This is a genomic window from Propionicimonas sp., assembly GCF_047606205.1.
Taxonomy (GTDB): Bacteria; Actinomycetota; Actinomycetes; order Propionibacteriales; family Propionibacteriaceae; genus Propionicimonas.
The window spans coordinates 1-16,054 of sequence record NZ_JASGES010000222.1 but is presented as its reverse complement, the minus strand read 5'-3'; the positions used below and the strand labels follow the sequence as shown (position 1 = coordinate 16,054).

General features: G+C 72.0%; 13 protein-coding genes. 10 read left to right on the top strand and 3 right to left on the bottom strand.

Features of this window, described 5'->3' with window-relative positions; genetic code table 11:
- The first annotated feature begins 98 nt into the window (after positions 1–98).
- Both QM633_RS13825 and QM633_RS13820 read left to right on the top strand, forming a co-directional pair.
- A complete protein-coding gene (locus tag QM633_RS13825; RefSeq protein ID WP_415154343.1) occupies positions 99–1,475 on the top strand; it encodes a sensor histidine kinase in 1,377 nt (458 codons plus the stop codon).
- Positions 1,472–2,905 (top strand): hypothetical protein, encoded by a 1,434-nt coding sequence (locus QM633_RS13820; protein ID WP_415154342.1) that lies wholly within the window; start codon positions 1,472–1,474, stop codon positions 2,903–2,905. Before QM633_RS13825 ends, QM633_RS13820 begins: the two co-directional genes overlap by 4 nt.
- Here the strand turns inward: QM633_RS13820 and QM633_RS13815 are convergent.
- Positions 2,889–4,415, bottom strand: a complete 1,527-nt coding sequence (locus QM633_RS13815) for a TRAP transporter substrate-binding protein (RefSeq protein ID WP_415154341.1) — start codon at positions 4,413–4,415, stop codon at positions 2,889–2,891. The two genes, QM633_RS13820 and QM633_RS13815, sit on opposite strands and share 17 nt — an antisense overlap.
- Before the next feature lie 140 nt (positions 4,416–4,555).
- Between QM633_RS13815 and QM633_RS13810 the strand changes: the two genes are divergently transcribed.
- The 5 genes from QM633_RS13810 to QM633_RS13790 all read left to right on the top strand — a co-directional run bounded on the left by QM633_RS13810 (position 4,556) and on the right by QM633_RS13790 (position 11,651).
- The gene (locus QM633_RS13810) at positions 4,556–5,203 is read left to right on the top strand and encodes a LuxR C-terminal-related transcriptional regulator (protein WP_415154340.1); all 648 of its coding nucleotides are present in this window, start codon (positions 4,556–4,558) and stop codon (positions 5,201–5,203) included.
- Positions 5,204–5,333: 130 nt separating this feature from the next.
- Complete coding sequence (locus QM633_RS13805) at positions 5,334–5,894, top strand: DUF1697 domain-containing protein (RefSeq protein ID WP_415154339.1); 561 nt, start codon at positions 5,334–5,336, stop codon at positions 5,892–5,894.
- A 127-nt stretch (positions 5,895–6,021) separates the two neighbouring features.
- A complete protein-coding gene (dnaE, locus tag QM633_RS13800; RefSeq protein WP_415154338.1) occupies positions 6,022–9,540 on the top strand; it encodes a DNA polymerase III subunit alpha in 3,519 nt (1,172 codons plus the stop codon).
- Between the two features lie 9 nt (positions 9,541–9,549).
- A complete protein-coding gene (locus tag QM633_RS13795; RefSeq protein WP_415154337.1) occupies positions 9,550–10,200 on the top strand; it encodes a hypothetical protein in 651 nt (216 codons plus the stop codon).
- A gap of 2 nt (positions 10,201–10,202) precedes the next feature.
- Positions 10,203–11,651 (top strand): CHAD domain-containing protein, encoded by a 1,449-nt coding sequence (locus QM633_RS13790; RefSeq protein WP_415154336.1) that lies wholly within the window; start codon positions 10,203–10,205, stop codon positions 11,649–11,651.
- A 6-nt stretch (positions 11,652–11,657) separates the two neighbouring features.
- On the opposite strand, the gene ybaK is transcribed toward QM633_RS13790, so the two are convergent.
- Together ybaK and QM633_RS13780 are read right to left on the bottom strand one after the other, a co-directional pair.
- The gene (gene ybaK, locus QM633_RS13785; RefSeq protein ID WP_415154335.1) at positions 11,658–12,140 is read right to left on the bottom strand and encodes a Cys-tRNA(Pro) deacylase; all 483 of its coding nucleotides are present in this window, start codon (positions 12,138–12,140) and stop codon (positions 11,658–11,660) included.
- Positions 12,140–12,889 (bottom strand): DUF554 domain-containing protein, encoded by a 750-nt coding sequence (locus tag QM633_RS13780; protein WP_415154334.1) that lies wholly within the window; start codon positions 12,887–12,889, stop codon positions 12,140–12,142. Before QM633_RS13780 ends, ybaK begins: the two co-directional genes overlap by 1 nt.
- Before the next feature lie 77 nt (positions 12,890–12,966).
- Here QM633_RS13780 and hisD point away from each other — a divergent pair, with 77 nt between their 5' ends.
- Genes hisD through hisB form a run of 3 tightly spaced genes read left to right on the top strand, consistent with a single transcriptional unit; the run spans position 12,967 to position 15,973 of the window.
- Complete coding sequence (hisD, locus tag QM633_RS13775) at positions 12,967–14,277, top strand: histidinol dehydrogenase (protein WP_415154333.1); 1,311 nt, start codon at positions 12,967–12,969, stop codon at positions 14,275–14,277.
- Positions 14,274–15,362 carry a histidinol-phosphate transaminase gene (locus QM633_RS13770; RefSeq protein WP_415154332.1) on the top strand — a complete coding sequence of 363 codons (1,089 nt, stop codon included), beginning with the start codon at positions 14,274–14,276 and terminating at the stop codon, positions 15,360–15,362. The genes hisD and QM633_RS13770 overlap by 4 nt, the downstream gene beginning before the upstream one ends.
- Positions 15,359–15,973, top strand: a complete 615-nt coding sequence (gene hisB / locus QM633_RS13765; protein WP_415154331.1) for an imidazoleglycerol-phosphate dehydratase HisB — start codon at positions 15,359–15,361, stop codon at positions 15,971–15,973. The genes QM633_RS13770 and hisB overlap by 4 nt, the downstream gene beginning before the upstream one ends.
- The last annotated feature ends 81 nt before the right edge of the window (positions 15,974–16,054 follow it).

The window sequence follows — 16,054 nt, the reverse complement described above, 5'->3', positions numbered from 1 at the left end:
GCGGGGCCCGTGGCCCGAAGACCGACCAGGGGTTGCGTCGGCCCAGGGCAACAAGTGCGAGGACCGCGGCCCGGCGGCGACCCCCCTAGAGTGCTCGCATGCGGAACCGGCACGCGGGCCCGAGCGCCGTGGCATCGGTGTTGGCCCTGCTCGGCGGCGGCCTCGCCCTCGGCGGGGTGGCCTCGGCTGCCTCCGGCGGTCCGCTGTGGCAGCAACTGGTGAACCTCACCGCCGGGATCGCCACCGGGGCGGCGGCGATCCCCGTCCGGCGCGACCGGCTGCTCGCCGGGCTGCTCCTCGCGGCGGCCGCCAGCTGGTTCCTCGCCGATCTGGTGGCCGGCACCGGCGACGTCCATCGGGTCCTGCTGGTGGCGGCAGCTGTCCTCACCGGGACGCGTCCCGGCCGCCCAAGCGCGGCCGCCGCGGCCCGCCGGTCGCTGGCGTTCACGCTCCCGCTGCTCTGCCTGCTCGGCCTCCACGTCGCGGCCGCCTCGGCCGGTCTGGTCGATCCGGCGATCGGGGTGGCGCTCGATCTGGCCTACGCCGTGCTCCTCCCGACGAGCGCGGCCGCGATCGCCTGGTGGTGGCTGCGCACGGAGCCGGACGGGGACGCCGAGGCCGGGCCGGCGACCGAGACCGGCACCCGGCGGCTCGAGCGGGCCCTGGCCGAGACGCTCGGCGACCCGGCACTGACCCTGTGGACGCCGGACGCGACCCCCGCCCGTCCCGACGACCTCCTCGTTCGGATGCCCGATGGCTCGGCGGTCGCCGTCCGCAGTCGCACCCTCGCCGAGGATCCCGAACTGGGCGACGCCGTCCGCGAGGCCGTCCGGCTCGGCTTCGAACACCAGCGGCTCAACGACAACCTCGCGGCGACCCTCGCCCAGATCCAAGCAGCGGGACGCCGGGCGCTGGCCGCCGACGACCGGCAGCGGGCGCTGCTCGCCACCCGGCTCTCCGCCGGGCCGCTGCGGCTGCTCACCTCCGCCCGGGCCGAACTCCCCGCCGAGGACCAGTCCTGCGCCACCGCCCGGGACCGGCTGGAGCTCGCGATCACCGAGCTGCGCGACTTCGGAGATCGGCTCGGACCGGGCCCAGCGCCGATCAACGCCGAGCTGGCCACGGCCATCGACGACCTCCGCAGGGGCGTTCCCCGCTCGCTGCGCATCGAGACGTCGCTGGAGCCGGTGGAGGTCGATGACGTCACCGCGCGCACCCTCTGGTTCGTCTGCGCGGAGGGTATCGCCAACGTCCTGAAGCACGCCGAGGCGAGCCGGGCGAGCATCGAGCTGACCAGCACCGACGGCGGGGTCGCGCTGCGGATCACCGACGACGGCATCGGACGGGCTGCCGACGTGCCGCCGGGTGTCGGCCTGACCAACCTGGCGGAGCGACTCGGCATGATCGGGGGACGCCTGGCGCTGCAGGCCGTCCCGTCCGGTGGCAGTGTCCTGCTCGCTGAGGTGCCGCAATGAGCGTCCGTGGCGGGGCGGGGCTGATCGGGGTCCAGGCCTTGGCGCTGATGATCGGCGGGTACGCCACCTGGGCAGCCGACGCGAGCGACGACGCAGCGTGGGCGTTGTGGCAGCGTCCGTGGCTGCAACTGCTGCTGGGCGCGGCGACCCTGGCCCTGGCGATCGCCGTCGTCACCGCCGCAGCGACCGGGGTCGCCGGGTGGGGGCCGCTGCTCGCGGTCGTCCTGCTGCTGCCGTTGCCTGCGGTCGCCGCGTGGAACGGCGCGCCGGCGGTGGTTCGGCTGCTGGCCCATGCCGGTGTCCATCAGCTGCCCGTCGTGGCGCTGCTGGCGGCACCGCCGGGGAGCGGGCCGGCCCGCTCCGCCGTCCGGGCCGGTCTGTGGATCACCGGAGCTGTGTCGTTCGTCGAATTGCTGGCCTGGCAGCCGATCGCCGACCTCGGGTGCACGTGGATCTGTGCGGCCAACCCGCTGCATCCAGCGTTTCTGGACCGAACCTGGTCGCAGGCCGTCGGCGACCGGGTGGTGCTGGTGATCGCGGCCGTCCTCGCCGTGGTCGTTCAGGCGACCCGGCGCCGGCCACACCCCGGAACCGCAGCATCGATCCTCCTCGCGGCCGGAGCCGCCCTCACCGGCCTGGTGCCCGCCCAGGAGTGGTGGCCGGTCGCGCTCCTCAGCGCCGGCATGGCGTGGCACGCCGCCCTCCTCGTCGCGACGTCCACCCGGACGGCCGAGCGGCGGCAACGGCTCGCCGAGCTGGTCTCGCGACTGGCCACCACGCGTCCGGAGACCTTCGCCGCCGACGTCCGTGGACCCTCGCCCGGTGCCGCGCTGCTGGCAGCCAACGCCGAACTCACCGCCGGCCTCCGCGCGCGACTCACCGAACTGCGCACTGCCCAGGCCCACTCCCTGGACGCCTGGGACGCGGCCCGCGCACGGTGGGAGCGCGACCTGCACGACGGCGCCCAGCACCTGGTGCTGGCCGCGTCGATCGAACTCAGCCTGGCCGGAGAGTCGGCGGCGATGCGAGCAGCTCCGCTGGTGCGGCAGGCGTCCGAGGAGCTCCGCGCGATCTCGCACGGGGTCGCCTCGGCCGAGCTGGCCACGGGCGGGCTGTCCGAAGCGCTGGCTGCCGCCGGGGATGCCACCGGCGTCCCGGTCTTGGTGGACGCGCCTGCGGGACGCCGCTGGCCGGCCCGCGTCGAACTGACCGCCTACCGGGTGCTGATCTCGGTGCTCACGCCGGCCAGTGGTCCGGTCACCTTCACACTCGGCGAAGACGGCGGTGACGTGGTTGCCACCGCCGCCTGGGCCGATCCGGTGGTCCCGGAGCTAGGGGGCGAACTGGACCGGGTTGGGCTGCTCGGCGGAACGGTCGACGTCGCGCCGGGGACGCTGCGCCTGCGGCTGCCGATCACTTCACTCGGGTGAGCGGACGGACCCACAGGTTCCACAGCCCCGGGTGACCGTCGGGAAGCTTCGGATCCGGCGTGAGCGTGAGAGCCCCGTCCGTCCCGATCGACCACGCGTACCGGTAGGGCTTGTGGTCCTCCTCCTGAACCGTCACGTGATCACCGTCGACCACATAGCGTCCCTCCCAGCTCGCATCGTTGATGTGCGCCCCGGAACGCTGAGTGGCCTTCTCGGTGCCGTTGGCGAACGTCGTCGTGTACAGCCCGACGTTCTCGGTGATGCAGTTCTCCACCGGGCAGCCACTGCCGTCCGGCATCGTGGTCTCGGTGAACCCGACCGCCCGCACGTCCGCCTCGGAGATGTCCACCCGGTAGGTGCCGTCGAGCGGCGTCGGACCCGGCGTGAACACCGGCGTCGGGGGCGCGCTCGGGGTCTCGTTCGTGGTGGTGGTCCCGCCCGAGCAGCCGGCCGGCACCGTCGGCGGCATCGCGGGGAAGGCCTTCTTGAGCGCGGCGATCCGGTCGAGCAGCCCGCGGGTCGCCGCGTCGGCGGCCAGCTTGTCGTACGCCGGCTGGACGGCTGCGCGCAGCGCGGTGAGTTCGGTCGAGGAGGCTGCGACCACCTTGAGGCCGAGAGCGCACTGCTGGGCAGTGATCTCCGCGTCGTCGTCGCCGATGGTCAGCGACGCCTGGACGGCCTTCGCCGCCGCCTGCTGGACGAGCGCCCGATCAGCGGGATCCAGCGCCGCGAGGGCTGCCGGATTGGCGATCAGCAGGACGGTCCTCGGCCAGAACACCACGTTCGCCGTCATCGACTTCGGACTCATCCCGTTGTCCCTGGTGTAGCCGGGGTCGAAGATGACCGCGTCCGTATCCCCGGAGCTCAGGCTCGCGTTGAGGCTCGACCCGGCGCTGGCCTGAGCCGGCTTCGCGCCCAGGGCTGCCAAGGCGGCTTCCTGCTCGACCGAGCCGGTCGTTATCCACACCGTCTTGCCCTTGTAGTCGTCGGGGCCCGTCAGCGGCTTGGCCCCGGAGTAGGGGACGCGCAGCCGATCGGCCAGCAGGGCGAGCGGGGTGACGCCGGTCGCGGCCTCGGTGTCGGGCAGCAGCGCTTCCAGCACTCCCTTGTCCATGACCACCGCCCGCTCCAGCGGGTAGTTGTCGATCAGCATCGGCGCCCCGAGGGCGGCATAGGCGGGCATGCCGCCAGCCGCGAGGGACCGCGTCCCGACCCACCCGAAGGCGTACTTTCCGCTCTTGACCTGGTCGATCGCGTTGAGGTCGGCGGTCCGGCCGTCCGGAGGCGTGCCGATCGAGCTGACCCGGACGGTGATCCGGCCGTTGGTCAGGGCGCTCACCGCGTCCACGAAGGCCTGGACGTGCGGAATGTCCTCGGTGCCGGTGTCCGTGCTGCCCAGGGACAGCACCACGGGCGTGGTGACCCCGGCCTTGTCGGCGGTGCCGGAGCTGCATGCGGAAAGGGCGAGCATCGCGGCCGTTGCCGCGACGAGGAGCGGGTTGGGCTTCATTTCGAACCTCCTGATGGTCCTTCTCGGAAAGTGTCGCCTCCTGAGGCGCTGCCCACATCGGGGCTGTCCTGCGTATCGGCGCCGCGCGGGGCGCGGGCCAGCACGGATGCCCTCACACCCACGGCTGGGATGATGGCGTCGTGCGAGTGGTGGTGGCCGATGACGCGTACCTGGTGCGCACCGGCATCTGTGAGGTGCTGCGCCGCGCCGGCTGTGAGGTCGTCGTGGAGGTGGGCGACGCCGCGTCCCTGCTGGCCGCCGTCGGTGAGCTGCACCCCGACGCGGCCGTCGTCGACATCCGGATGCCACCGACGCAGACCGACGAGGGCATCGCGGCGGCGCGGGCTATCCGCACCGACTTCCCCGACACGGCGGTGCTGGTGCTGTCGATGCACCTGCAGGCGTCCTGGGCGCTCAGCGTCCTGCAGGATCAGCCCGAGTCCGTCGGCTACCTGCTGAAGGACCGGGTGGCGGACGGCCCCGTCCTCGTCGACGCCCTGCGCCGGCTCACCGAGGGCGAGACGGTGATCGACCCCACGATCGTGGCCCGGCTGCTCAATCGCGGTCGCGCCAAGGACCCGCTGGCCGGACTGACCGACCGCGAGCGCGAGATCCTCTCGCTGATGGCTCAGGGACGCACGAACGCCGGCATCGCCACGGAGCTGTCCATCGCCGAGCGGACGGTGGAGACCCACACCACCGCGATCATGAACAAGTTGGGCATCCTCCCCGAAGCCGGCCACCGCCGGGTGCTGGCCGTGCTCGCCTACCTGGCCCGAAACCCCTAGGAGACCAGTCCAGGACGACGGGCTCGCGCGGAGACGACGAGAGGCACGAGGGAACGGGCCGGGCGTCTTTGGCGTCCACCGACCGGCGAACGGACTTCACTCCCGCGGCTCGGGCGGCAAGGATTCCCCCATGGTCACCAGCACAGCTCGGCTCCCCGCCCTGCGCGTCGCGCTGCTGCGCGGGGTGAACCTGGGGCCGCACCGCCGGTTGGCGATGGCCGACCTTCGGGAGGTCGCGGAAGGTCTGGGCTGGACGGACGTCGCCACCCACCTGCAGTCGGGCAACCTGCTGTTCGGCTCGCCGCTGCCGGACGCGGAGGCCGTGCCCGCGCTGCGCCGGGCCGTGGAGCGGGAGCTCGCGATCCGGGTGGACGTGGTGCTGCGGACCGGCCGGGCGCTGCGCGAACTCCTGGACGCCAACCCCTACGCCGGCAGCGATCCGGCACGGGCCGTGATCGTGTGCTGTGACCGGGCGGTGGGAGACCTGGCGCCGCGCCGGCTCGCCGAGCTCGCCCAGGGCAGGGAGCGCTTCTCGATCGCGGCCACCGGCACCGACCTCTACGCCGACTTCCCCGACGGCCAGGCGGCCTCACGTCTGGCCGCCGGCCTGGTCGGCGCGCTCCGCCCTGCGATGGGGACGGCGCGCAACCTCCGCACGATGGGCAAGCTGGCAGAACTGCTGGGTGCCTGATCACGACCCTGGTGGTGCGTCGGTGTCCGGAGCCGTCAGCGGCCCGGGTTATGGTGAGTACTCGCTGACTTCCCCCAGCGTGTCCCGGTTTCCAGAACCAATTCCTGCCCGGAGGTCGTGGGTCAGCGTGTCGAGCGATTTCGTCCATCTGCACTGCCACTCGGAGTACTCGATGCTCGACGGGGCCGCCCGCCTGAAAGGCCTCGTGTCGCGGACCGCGGAGCTGGGGATGAGCGCCATCGCCGTCACCGACCACGGCAACATGTTCGGTGCCTACGAGTTCTACAAGATCGCCAAGGATTCCCCGGTCAAGCCGATCGTCGGCCTGGAGGCATACCTCACGCCGAAGACCCATCGCAGCGAGCGCAAGCGTGTCCAGTTCGGCGACGGGACGGGCGACGACGTCGCATCCAAGGGCGCCTACACGCACATGACGATCTGGGCGCAGGACTCGGCCGGCATGCACAACCTCTTCCGGCTGAGCTCGCTGAGTTCGCTGGAGGGCTTCTTCTACAAGCCGCGCGCCGACCGCGAACTGCTGAACCGCTACCACGCAGGGCTGATCGCGACCACAGGGTGCCCCTCGGGAGAAGTGCAGACCTACCTGCGGCTCGGCCAGTACCGGCAGGCGGTGGAGTCGGCGGCGGAGTTCCGCGACATCTTCGGGGCCGGGAACTTCTACGTCGAGCTGATGGACCACGGCCTGGCCATCGAGAACCGCGTCCGCTCCGACCTGCTGCGGCTGGCGAAGGAGCTCGACCTCCCGCTGGTGGCAACCAACGACCTGCACTACGTGCGCGCGGAGGACTCCGAGGACCACGACACGCTGCTGTGCGTGTCGGCAGGCTCCAACAAGGACACCCCCAACCGGTTCAAGTTCGACGGGAACGGCTACTACCTGAAGTCACCGGCCGAGATGCGGGCGCTGTTCAGCAACCTGCCCGAGGCGTGCGACAACACCCTCGCCATCGCGGAGCGGTGCTCCACCTCGTTCGAGGAGGGCACCGGTACCTACATGCCGCAGTTCCCCGTCCCCGCGGGGGAGACCGAGGCGTCCTGGTTCATCAAGGAGGTCAACCGTGGGCTCGCCGGCCGGTACCCCGACGGCGTCCCCGACTATGCGATCGCCCAGGCCACCTACGAGGAGGACGTGATCATCGGCAAGGGGTACCCCGGGTACTTCCTCGTTGTCGCGGACTTCATCAACTGGGCCAAGCGCAACGGCATCCGGGTCGGGCCGGGCCGCGGCTCCGGAGCGGGCTCGATGTGCGCCTACGCGATGGGCATCACCGACCTCGACCCGGTGCCGCACGGCCTGATCTTCGAGCGCTTCCTCAATCCCGAGCGTCCATCGATGCCCGACTTCGACGTGGACTTCGACGACCGCCGGCGCGGCGAAGTGATCCGCTACGTCACCGAGAAGTACGGCGACGACCGGGTCTGCCAGATCGTCACCTACGGCACGATCAAGGCCAAGCAGGCGATCAAGGACGCCGGCCGCGTGCTCGGCATGCCGTTCTCGCTGGGGGAGAAGATCACCAAGGCCTACCCTGCGCCGGTGCAGGGCAAGGACCTGCCCCTGCCCTACGTCTTCGACCCCGGCCACGACCGCTACGGCGAGGGCACGGAGTTCCGCGAGCTGTACGAGAGCGAGCCCGAGGTGAAGCTGGTCGTCGACACGGCCCGCGGCATCGAGGGCCTGAAGCGGCAGTGGGGTGTCCATGCCGCCGGCGTGATCATGTCCTCGGCCCCCCTGATCGACGTCATCCCGATCATGAAGCGCGAGCAGGACGGGCAGATCATCACGCAGTTCGACTACCCGAGCTGCGAGAGCCTCGGCCTGGTCAAGATGGACTTCCTCGGCCTGCGGAACCTGACCATTCTCGACGACGCGGTGAAGAACGTGAAGGCCAACCGCGGCATCGACCTCGACCTGGACGAGCTGCGCCGCGACATGACCGACCGTCCCGCCTACGAGCTGCTGGCGTCGGGGGAGACCCTGGGCGTGTTCCAGCTCGACGGCGGCGGGCTGCGTTCCCTGCTGAAGCTGATGCGCCCGGACAACTTCGAGGACATCTCGGCGACGATCGCGCTGTACCGTCCCGGCCCGATGGGTGCCGACAGCCACACGAACTACGCCCTGCGCAAGACCGGCAGGCAGAAGGTCGAGCCGATCCATCCCGAGCTCGCCGAACCGCTGGCCGACATCCTGGACACCACCTACGGCCTGATCGTCTACCAGGAGCAGATCCAGCAGATCGCACAGCGGGTGGCCGGCTACAGCCTCGGTCAGGCCGACCTGCTCCGCCGCGCGATGGGCAAGAAGAAGAAGGAGGTGCTCGAGGCCGAGTTCAAGCCGTTCAGCACCGGTATGCGGGAGCGGGGGTTCTCCGACGCGGCGATCAACAAGCTGTGGGAGATCATGGTCCCCTTCGCCGCGTACGCCTTCAACAAGGCGCACTCGGCCGCCTACGGCGTGGTGTCCTACTGGACGGCCTACCTGAAGGCCAACTACCCGGCCGAGTACATGGCCGCGCTGCTGGAGAGTGTGAAGAGCGACAAGGACAAGACGGCGCTCTACCTCGGCGAGTGCCGCCGGATGGGCATCCGTGTGCTGCCCCCGGACGTGAACTCCTCCGACGGCATGTTCACTCCTGTCGGGCAGGACATCCGCTACGGCTTGGCCGCGATCCGGAATGTCGGCGACAACGTGGTGAAGGGGATCGTCGAGGCGCGGACCGAGCGAGGACCGGCGACGGACTTCAACGACTTCCTCGACCAGGTGCCGCTCGTCGTCTGCAACAAACGCGTGATCGAGTCGCTGATCAAGGCCGGAGCGTTCGACTCCCTGGGTCACACCCGGCGCGCCCTGATGGAGTGCTTCGAGCGCAAGGTCGATGAGGTGATCGACCTCAAGCGCAACCAGGCGAACGGGCAGGACGACCTCTTCGGCGATTTCGGCACCACGGAGAAGATCGCGGCGACGCCGGTCCCCGACGTGCCGGAGTGGGACAAGCGGGTCCGGCTCGGCTTCGAGCGGGAGATGCTCGGCCTGTACGTGAGCGACCACCCGCTGCAGGGCCTCGAGCACATCCTGGCGGCGCAGCGCGATCTCAGCATCGGCCAGCTGCGCGCGGACGACGGCCCGCGTGACGGCATGGTGAGCATCGCCGGGATGATCACCCAGGTGCAGCGCAAGCAGACCAAGAACGGCGACCTGTGGGCGATCGCCACGGTGGAGGACCTCGAGTCGGCGATCGAGGTGCTGCTGTTCCCGAAGGTGTACGCCACCGTTGCGGCGTCGCTGGCCACCGACACGGTGGTGCGGATCAAGGGCCGCGTCCGCAGCAAGGACGAGAGCGTGGAGATGACCGGCCAGGAGATCGCGTTCCCCGACGTCTCCGAAGGCCCGTCCGGACCCCTGGTCATCCAGCTGCCGGCCGTCCGCTGCACGCCGGCCGTCGTGGAGCAGCTGCGGCACGTGCTGCGCGCCCATCCCGGCCCCACCGAGGTGCGGGTTCGCCTGGTGTCGGCGACCAACGGCGCGAAGGTGTGGAAGCTCGACGAGGGACTGCGGGTGGCACCCTCGCGTCCTCTGATGGCCGACCTGAAAGCGCTTTTGGGACCGTCCTGCGTGAACGCTTAGGCTTGCCGCGTGAGCACCACGATCACCGAGGAGCAGCCGGTGGAATCCCGGCGTGACGCCGACACCTCGGTCGTGCTCTGGGTCGCCCTGCTGGCCGGCCTCTCCGCCGTGGTGGGAGGACTGAGCGCGGTCTTCTGGGCCTCGGTGGTGACCCTCCCGACCTGGCGGATCGACGCCAGCTCCAGCAGCGCGGTGATGAGCGAGCGCGGGGTGACCCAGATCGTGTCGGCCGACATCTGGTTCGTGATCACCGGTGCGCTGGTCGGCGTCGGCCTGGGACTGGTCACCTGGAAGTGGTTCCGCCCGCTGGGCTGGCCGACCGCGATCCTCGCGGTGGCGGCAGGGCTGCTCGCCGGCGTGGTGTGCTGGCAGGTCGGTCAGCTGCTGGGCCCGGGTTCGGAGGCCGAGCGGATCGCCGCCGCCGAGCCGGGTTCGGTGATCCCCGCCGCGCTGCGGCTACGGGCCGTGTCGGCCCTGGCCGTGTGGGGGTTCGCGGCGATCACCCCGGTCCTGCTGATCTCCTCCCTGGGCCCGGACGACGAGGACGCCTCCTCGCGGCGGCGCCACCCGCGGCGCCAGCCGGTGGGGTCGGGTGCGACGGAGAGCGGAACGGTCGACGAGCGCGGCGTGCTGACCGTGCCCGAGGAGACCACGGGCTGAGCATGGAGCGTCAGGTCGAGGCAGAGCGCAAGTACGCCCTGCGCCGCGGGCAGGAACTACCCTCCCTCACCGCGGTCGGCCGCCCCGGACCGGCCGAGGAGTTCGTGCTCGAGGCCACCTACTACGACGCACCCGACTACCGGCTCACCCGTGCGTGGCGGGTGATCCGGCGCAGGGTCGGCGGCAACGACGAGGGGTGGCACCTCAAGCTGCCCGGGGATCGCCCGGACGAGCGGATCGAGCTCCACGAACCGGTGGAGCGGCGACGGCTCCCTGCCGCCTTCCGGGAACGCGTGGAGGACGTGCTCGAGGGCGCCCCGGTGGTGCCGGTGGCGATCCTGCGAACGCGGCGCAGGGAACAGCAACTCCTCGGTCCGGGGGACGCCGTGCTGGCGACCACCTGTGTCGACCAGGTCCGGGCGACGGTGGGCGACCACGAGCAGGACTGGTGGGAGGCGGAGGTCGAGCTGGTCGAGGGTGATCACGGCGTGCTCGACCGGGTCGAAGCGGTGCTGGCGGCCGCCGGGATCCATCGCGCCGCCACCGGGTCGAAGATCGCCCGTGCCCTGGACGAGGCGATGGTGCAGGCGCTCTCGCCCGACCACTCCGCCCGGGGCGCCGTGCTCGCCTACATCGCCCAGCAGGTCGGCGTCCTGCAGGACCGCGAGGAGGCGGTCCGCCAGGACGCCCCGGATGCCGTCCACCGCAGCCGGGTCGCGACCCGGCGCCTGCGCAGTGCCCTGCGCACCTACGCCGGCGTGTTCGGCCACGGCACCACGAAGGCGCTCCGGAAGGAGCTGCGCTGGCATGCGGAGGAACTCGGCGCGCCGAGGGACGCGGAGGTGCTGCGGGAGCGGCTGCAGGCGTCCGTCCCGGTCCTGGCGCCCGGCGACCGCGAGGTCGTGGCCGCGCGGATCGAGGCAGCGCTGGCGGCGGCTCACGACCGCGTCCATCGGCAGCTGGTGGAGAGCATGGGCACCGATCGCTACGAGCGGCTCCAGCTGGACCTCGCGCAACTGGTGGCCGCCCCCCGGCTGGACGTGATGGCCCAGGAGCAGGCCGCGGTGGTGCTGCCGCCGATGTTCGACGCCGCGGTGGAGCGGGTCCGGCGGCTGGCCGCGCACGCCGCCGCGCGTCCCGGCGACCTGACCCGGTGGCACGAGGTCCGCAAGGCGGCGAAGACCGCCCGGTACGGCGCCGAGCTCCTGGTGCCGGTCCTCGGCGAGCGGGCCGAGCGGGCGCGGGCGCTCTGGGAGGCGGTCACCGAGGCGCTGGGCGAGATGCAGGACGCGGTCGTCTCACAGCGCGTGATCGGAGAGCTGTCCTGGCAGGCCGTCACCGACGGCCTGCCGAGGCTGCCGTTCGACGACCTGCGCCACGAGCAGGACCGCCTGCTGCGGGAGTCCCTGGCCCGCGGGCGCGAAGCCCTGTCAGCGGCGCTGGCCGCCTGACCCGGTTCAGCGGGCGATGTCGGCGAAGCGGGCGCCGACGGCGCGGGCGAGGTCGTCGGGGGAGAGCTCCACCTGGAGGCCGCGCCGCCCGGCCGAGACGTAGATCGTGTCCCACAGCTGCGCGGTCTCGTCGATCACCGTCGGCAGAGGGTTCTTCTGCCCCAACGGCGAGACCCCGCCCAGCACGTAGCCGGTGCTGCGAGCGACGAGGGCGGGCTCCGCCATGGCGGCCCGCTTCGCGCCGAGCACCGCGGCGAGGTGCTTGAGGCTGAGCTGCCCCGCGACCGGGACGACGGCGACAGCCAGCTCTGGCCTCGCCGCGCCGACGTCCACGACCAGGGTCTTGAAGATCCGCAGCGGGTCGACGCCGAGCGCCCCCGCGGCCTCGTCGCCGTAGTTCCTGGCGTCGGGGTCGTGCGCGTACGGGTGCAGGACGAATCCGACTCCTTCCCGGGCGAGCGCTTCGGTCGCCGGCGTGCCGCCCGCCATCAGCGGAACAGGCCGACGATCGCGACGATCGCGGGAGCGGCGACCAGCGCGGGCAGCAGGTCGCCGACCGGGATCTGCTTGACTCCCATCAGTCGGATGCCGAGGCCGAGCAGGATCACCCCGCCGGCCGCACCCAGGGCGTCCAGCTGCGCGGCGGGCAGGAAGTTGCCCAGGGCGAGGCCGAGCAGGGTGAGCAGGCCCTGGTAGAGCGCCAGGGGGAGGGCCGCGGCCATCACGCCGATGCCGAAAGAGGACGCGAACGCGATCGCGGCGAAACCGTCCATGACGGCCTTGACCAGCAGCTGCTCGGCGCCGTGGCCGAGACCGTCCGAGAGCGACCCGAGGATGGACAGGGGGCCGACGCAGAACACGAGGGTCGAGGTGACGGCCCCCTCGACGAACCGGCCGCCCTCGGTGCGCGAGGCGAACCGGTCGTGGAGCAGCTCCGCTCCCCGGTCCAGCCGCTTCTCGATCTGCAGCAGCGACCCGCCGATGCCACCGATCAGGAGCGCACCGAGTACGACCAGGAGACGGCTGTCGGTGCCCACCGCCGCACCGAGCGCCTCCGAGATGCCGGACGCGACCCCGCGGGCGCCGAGGACGAGGGTGAACAGGCCCAGCGTCGTGGTGACGAGCTCGCGGGTACGCGGGGGCAACCGGTGCCCGACCAGGACGCCGAGACCGGCTCCGCCGACCACCGTGACGACGTTGACCACGGTTCCGAACCCGATGAACATGTCGGTAGTCAACCATTCCTCCGCCCGGCCGCCTGCCCACGAACCGCCGGCGAGAACCGTGCGCGGGCCTGCGCCCGTAGAATCGGCGGGTGCTGAGAACCATCGACCTGCGCGGCACCCGCGCGCCGGACTATCGCAGCGTGCTGCCACGCGCGGAGTTCGACGTGGAGGCCGCGGTGGAGCAGGTACGCCCGATCGTCCGGGCCGTCGCCGAGCGCGGGGCCGAGGCCCTCGCCGAGTACTCGCTGCGCTTCGACCACGTGGCGCCCGAGCACTTCCGCGTTCCCGGCGGCGCGCTGGCCGACGCCGAGGCCGGCCTTGCTCCCGAGGTCAGGGAAGCCTTCCGCGAAGCCATCGCCCGGCGCAGGAAGGTCGCCGAGGCGGAGGCGGTCGCCGCCCCCGTGCACGTCGAGCTGGGCACCGGCGCGGTGGTGGAGCAGCTGCTGGTGCCGGTCGGCCGGGTCGGGCTGTACGTGCCGGGCGGGCTCGCCCCGCTGGCATCCAGCGTCCTGATGAACGTGATCCCGGCCCAGGTCGCGGGCGTGCCGTCGATCGCGGTGGCGAGCCCGCCCCAGGCCGCGTTCGGCGGGCTGCCGCACCCGAACATCCTGGCCGTGTGCCAGCTGCTCGGCGTCGATGAGGTCTACGCGGTCGGCGGTGCCCAGGCGATCGCCATGTTCGCCTACGGCGTGCCCGGTGTGTGCGCGGGCGTCGACCTGGTCACCGGGCCCGGCAACATCTATGTCGTCGCGGCCAAGCGCCTGCTGCGCGGGCGGGTCGGCATCGACTCCGAGGCCGGACCCACCGAGATCGCGATCCTCGCCGACGACACGGCCGTGCCTCGCTTCGTGGCCGCCGACCTGATCTCCCAGGCCGAGCACGACCCGATGGCCGCATCCGTGCTGGTCACCGACTCGCCCGCCCTCGCCGCGGCGGTGCAGGCAGAACTCGGCCCGCAGGTGGACGCGACCAGGCACGCCGAGAGGATCCGGATCGCGCTCGGCGGTGCCCAGTCGGCCGTCGTGCTGGTGGACGACCTCGACCAGGGCGTCGCCGTCGTGGACGCCTACGCCGCCGAGCACCTCGAGATCCAGACGGCGGATGCGCGGGCGGTCGCCGCCCGCGTCCGCAACGCCGGCGCGATCTTCGTGGGCTCCTACTCCCCGGTCTCGCTGGGCGACTACAGCGCAGGTTCCACCCACGTGCTGCCGACGGCCGGCTGCGCCTGCCACTCCTCGGGGCTGAACGTGCACAGCTTCCGCAAGCAGGTGCACGTGATCGACTACTCCCGGGCCGCACTGCTGGAGGTCGCCGGGGTGGTGGAGACCTTCGCCGCGGCCGAGGACCTGCCCGCCCACGGCGCGGCGGTGACGGTACGGCGCCCGGAGGAGGCGAGATGAGAGCCGACGTGACGCTCGCCGAGCTGCCGCTGCGGCCGGAGCTGGTGGGGGAGGAGCCCTACGGCGCCCCGCAGCTCGACGTGCCCGTGCGGCTGAACGTGAACGAGAACCCCTACCCGCCGAGCGCGCAGGTGCGGGCCGAGATCGGGGAGGCGCTCGCCGCCTCCGCCCTGAACCGGTACCCGGACCGCGAAGCGCTCGGCCTGCGCGCCGCGCTGGCCGGCTACCTCGGGCATGGCCTGCGGGCCGACCAGGTCTGGGCCGCCAACGGCTCCAACGAGGTGATGACGCACCTGCTGCAGGCCTTCGGCGGTCCCGGACGGACGCTGCTGAGCTTCACCCCGACCTACTCGATGTACCCCGAGTACGCGCGCAACACCCACACCCGCTTCGTGACCGCCCCGCGCGCCGACGACTACACGCTCGACGCGGCCACCGTCCTCGCCGCGATCGGCGAGCACCGCCCCGACGTGGTGGTGATCACGACCCCGAACAACCCGACCGGCACCAGCACGCCGCTGGCGGTGATCGAGGAGGTGCTGGCCGCCACGGACGCGATCGTGGTCGTCGACGAGGCGTACCAGGAGTTCGCACGGCACCCGGGGCGGACGGCCCTCACCCTGCTCGACCGGAACGGCAATCTGGTGGTGTCGCGCACCATGAGCAAGGCGTTCGCGCTCGCCGGCGGGCGCGTCGGCTACCTCGCCGCCGCCCCGGCGATCGTGGACGCGTGCCGGATCGTCCGGCTGCCGTACCACCTGTCGGCGCAGACCCAGGCAGTGGCGCAGGTGGCTCTGCGGCATGCCGCCGAGCTGCTGGCGAAGGTGGACGAGCTGCGCGCGACCCGCGACCAGATGCTCACGCGGCTGCCTCAACTGGGGGTCGAGGTGATCGACTCGGATGCCAACTTCTGCCTGTTCGGGCCCTTCGCCGAACGGCATGATGTGTGGCAGCGGCTGCTGGACCGCGGCGTTCTGGTGCGCGAGACCGGGCCGACGGGCTGGCTGCGGGTGACCGCAGGGACGCCGGCGGAGACACAGGCGTTCTACGACGCCCTGACCGAGGTGCTGGAGGAGATCCGATGAGCGCGCGCACGGCCACGAGGCAACGCCGCACGAGCGAGTCCGAGGTGCGGGTCGCCCTCAACCTGGACGGGACGGGGCAGACCAGCATCAGCACCGGGGTCGGCTTCTACGACCACATGCTCACCGCCCTCGGCAAGCACTCCCTGATCGACCTCGAGGTCACCACGACCGGCGACGTGCACATCGACGGCCACCACAGCATCGAGGACACCGCGATCGTGCTCGGCCAGGCGTTCGCCGAGGCGCTCGGCGACAAGGCCGGCATCCGCCGGTTCGCGGACGCGTCGGTCCCGCTGGACGAAGCGCTCGCACACTGTGTCGTCGACCTCGCCGGCCGGCCCTACGTCGTGCACAGCGGGGAGCCGGAAGGCCAGCAGTACGCCTTGATCGGCGGCTCCGGCGTCCCCTACGCGGGTTCGATGACCAGGCATGTGATCGAGTCGTTCGCGCTCCACGCCCAGATCTGCGTCCACCTGCGCCTGCTCGCCGGCCGCGACCCGCACCACATCGTCGAGGCGCAGTTCAAGGCGCTGGCCCGGGCGCTGCGCGACGCGGTGGCCATCGATCCGCGGATCGCCGGCATCGTGCCCTCGACGAAGGGAAGCCTGTGACGGCGGCCCGCGTCGTGGTCCTGGACTACGGTTCGGGCAACCTGCACTCCGCGACCAGGGCGCTGGCCGCGGCCGGGGCGG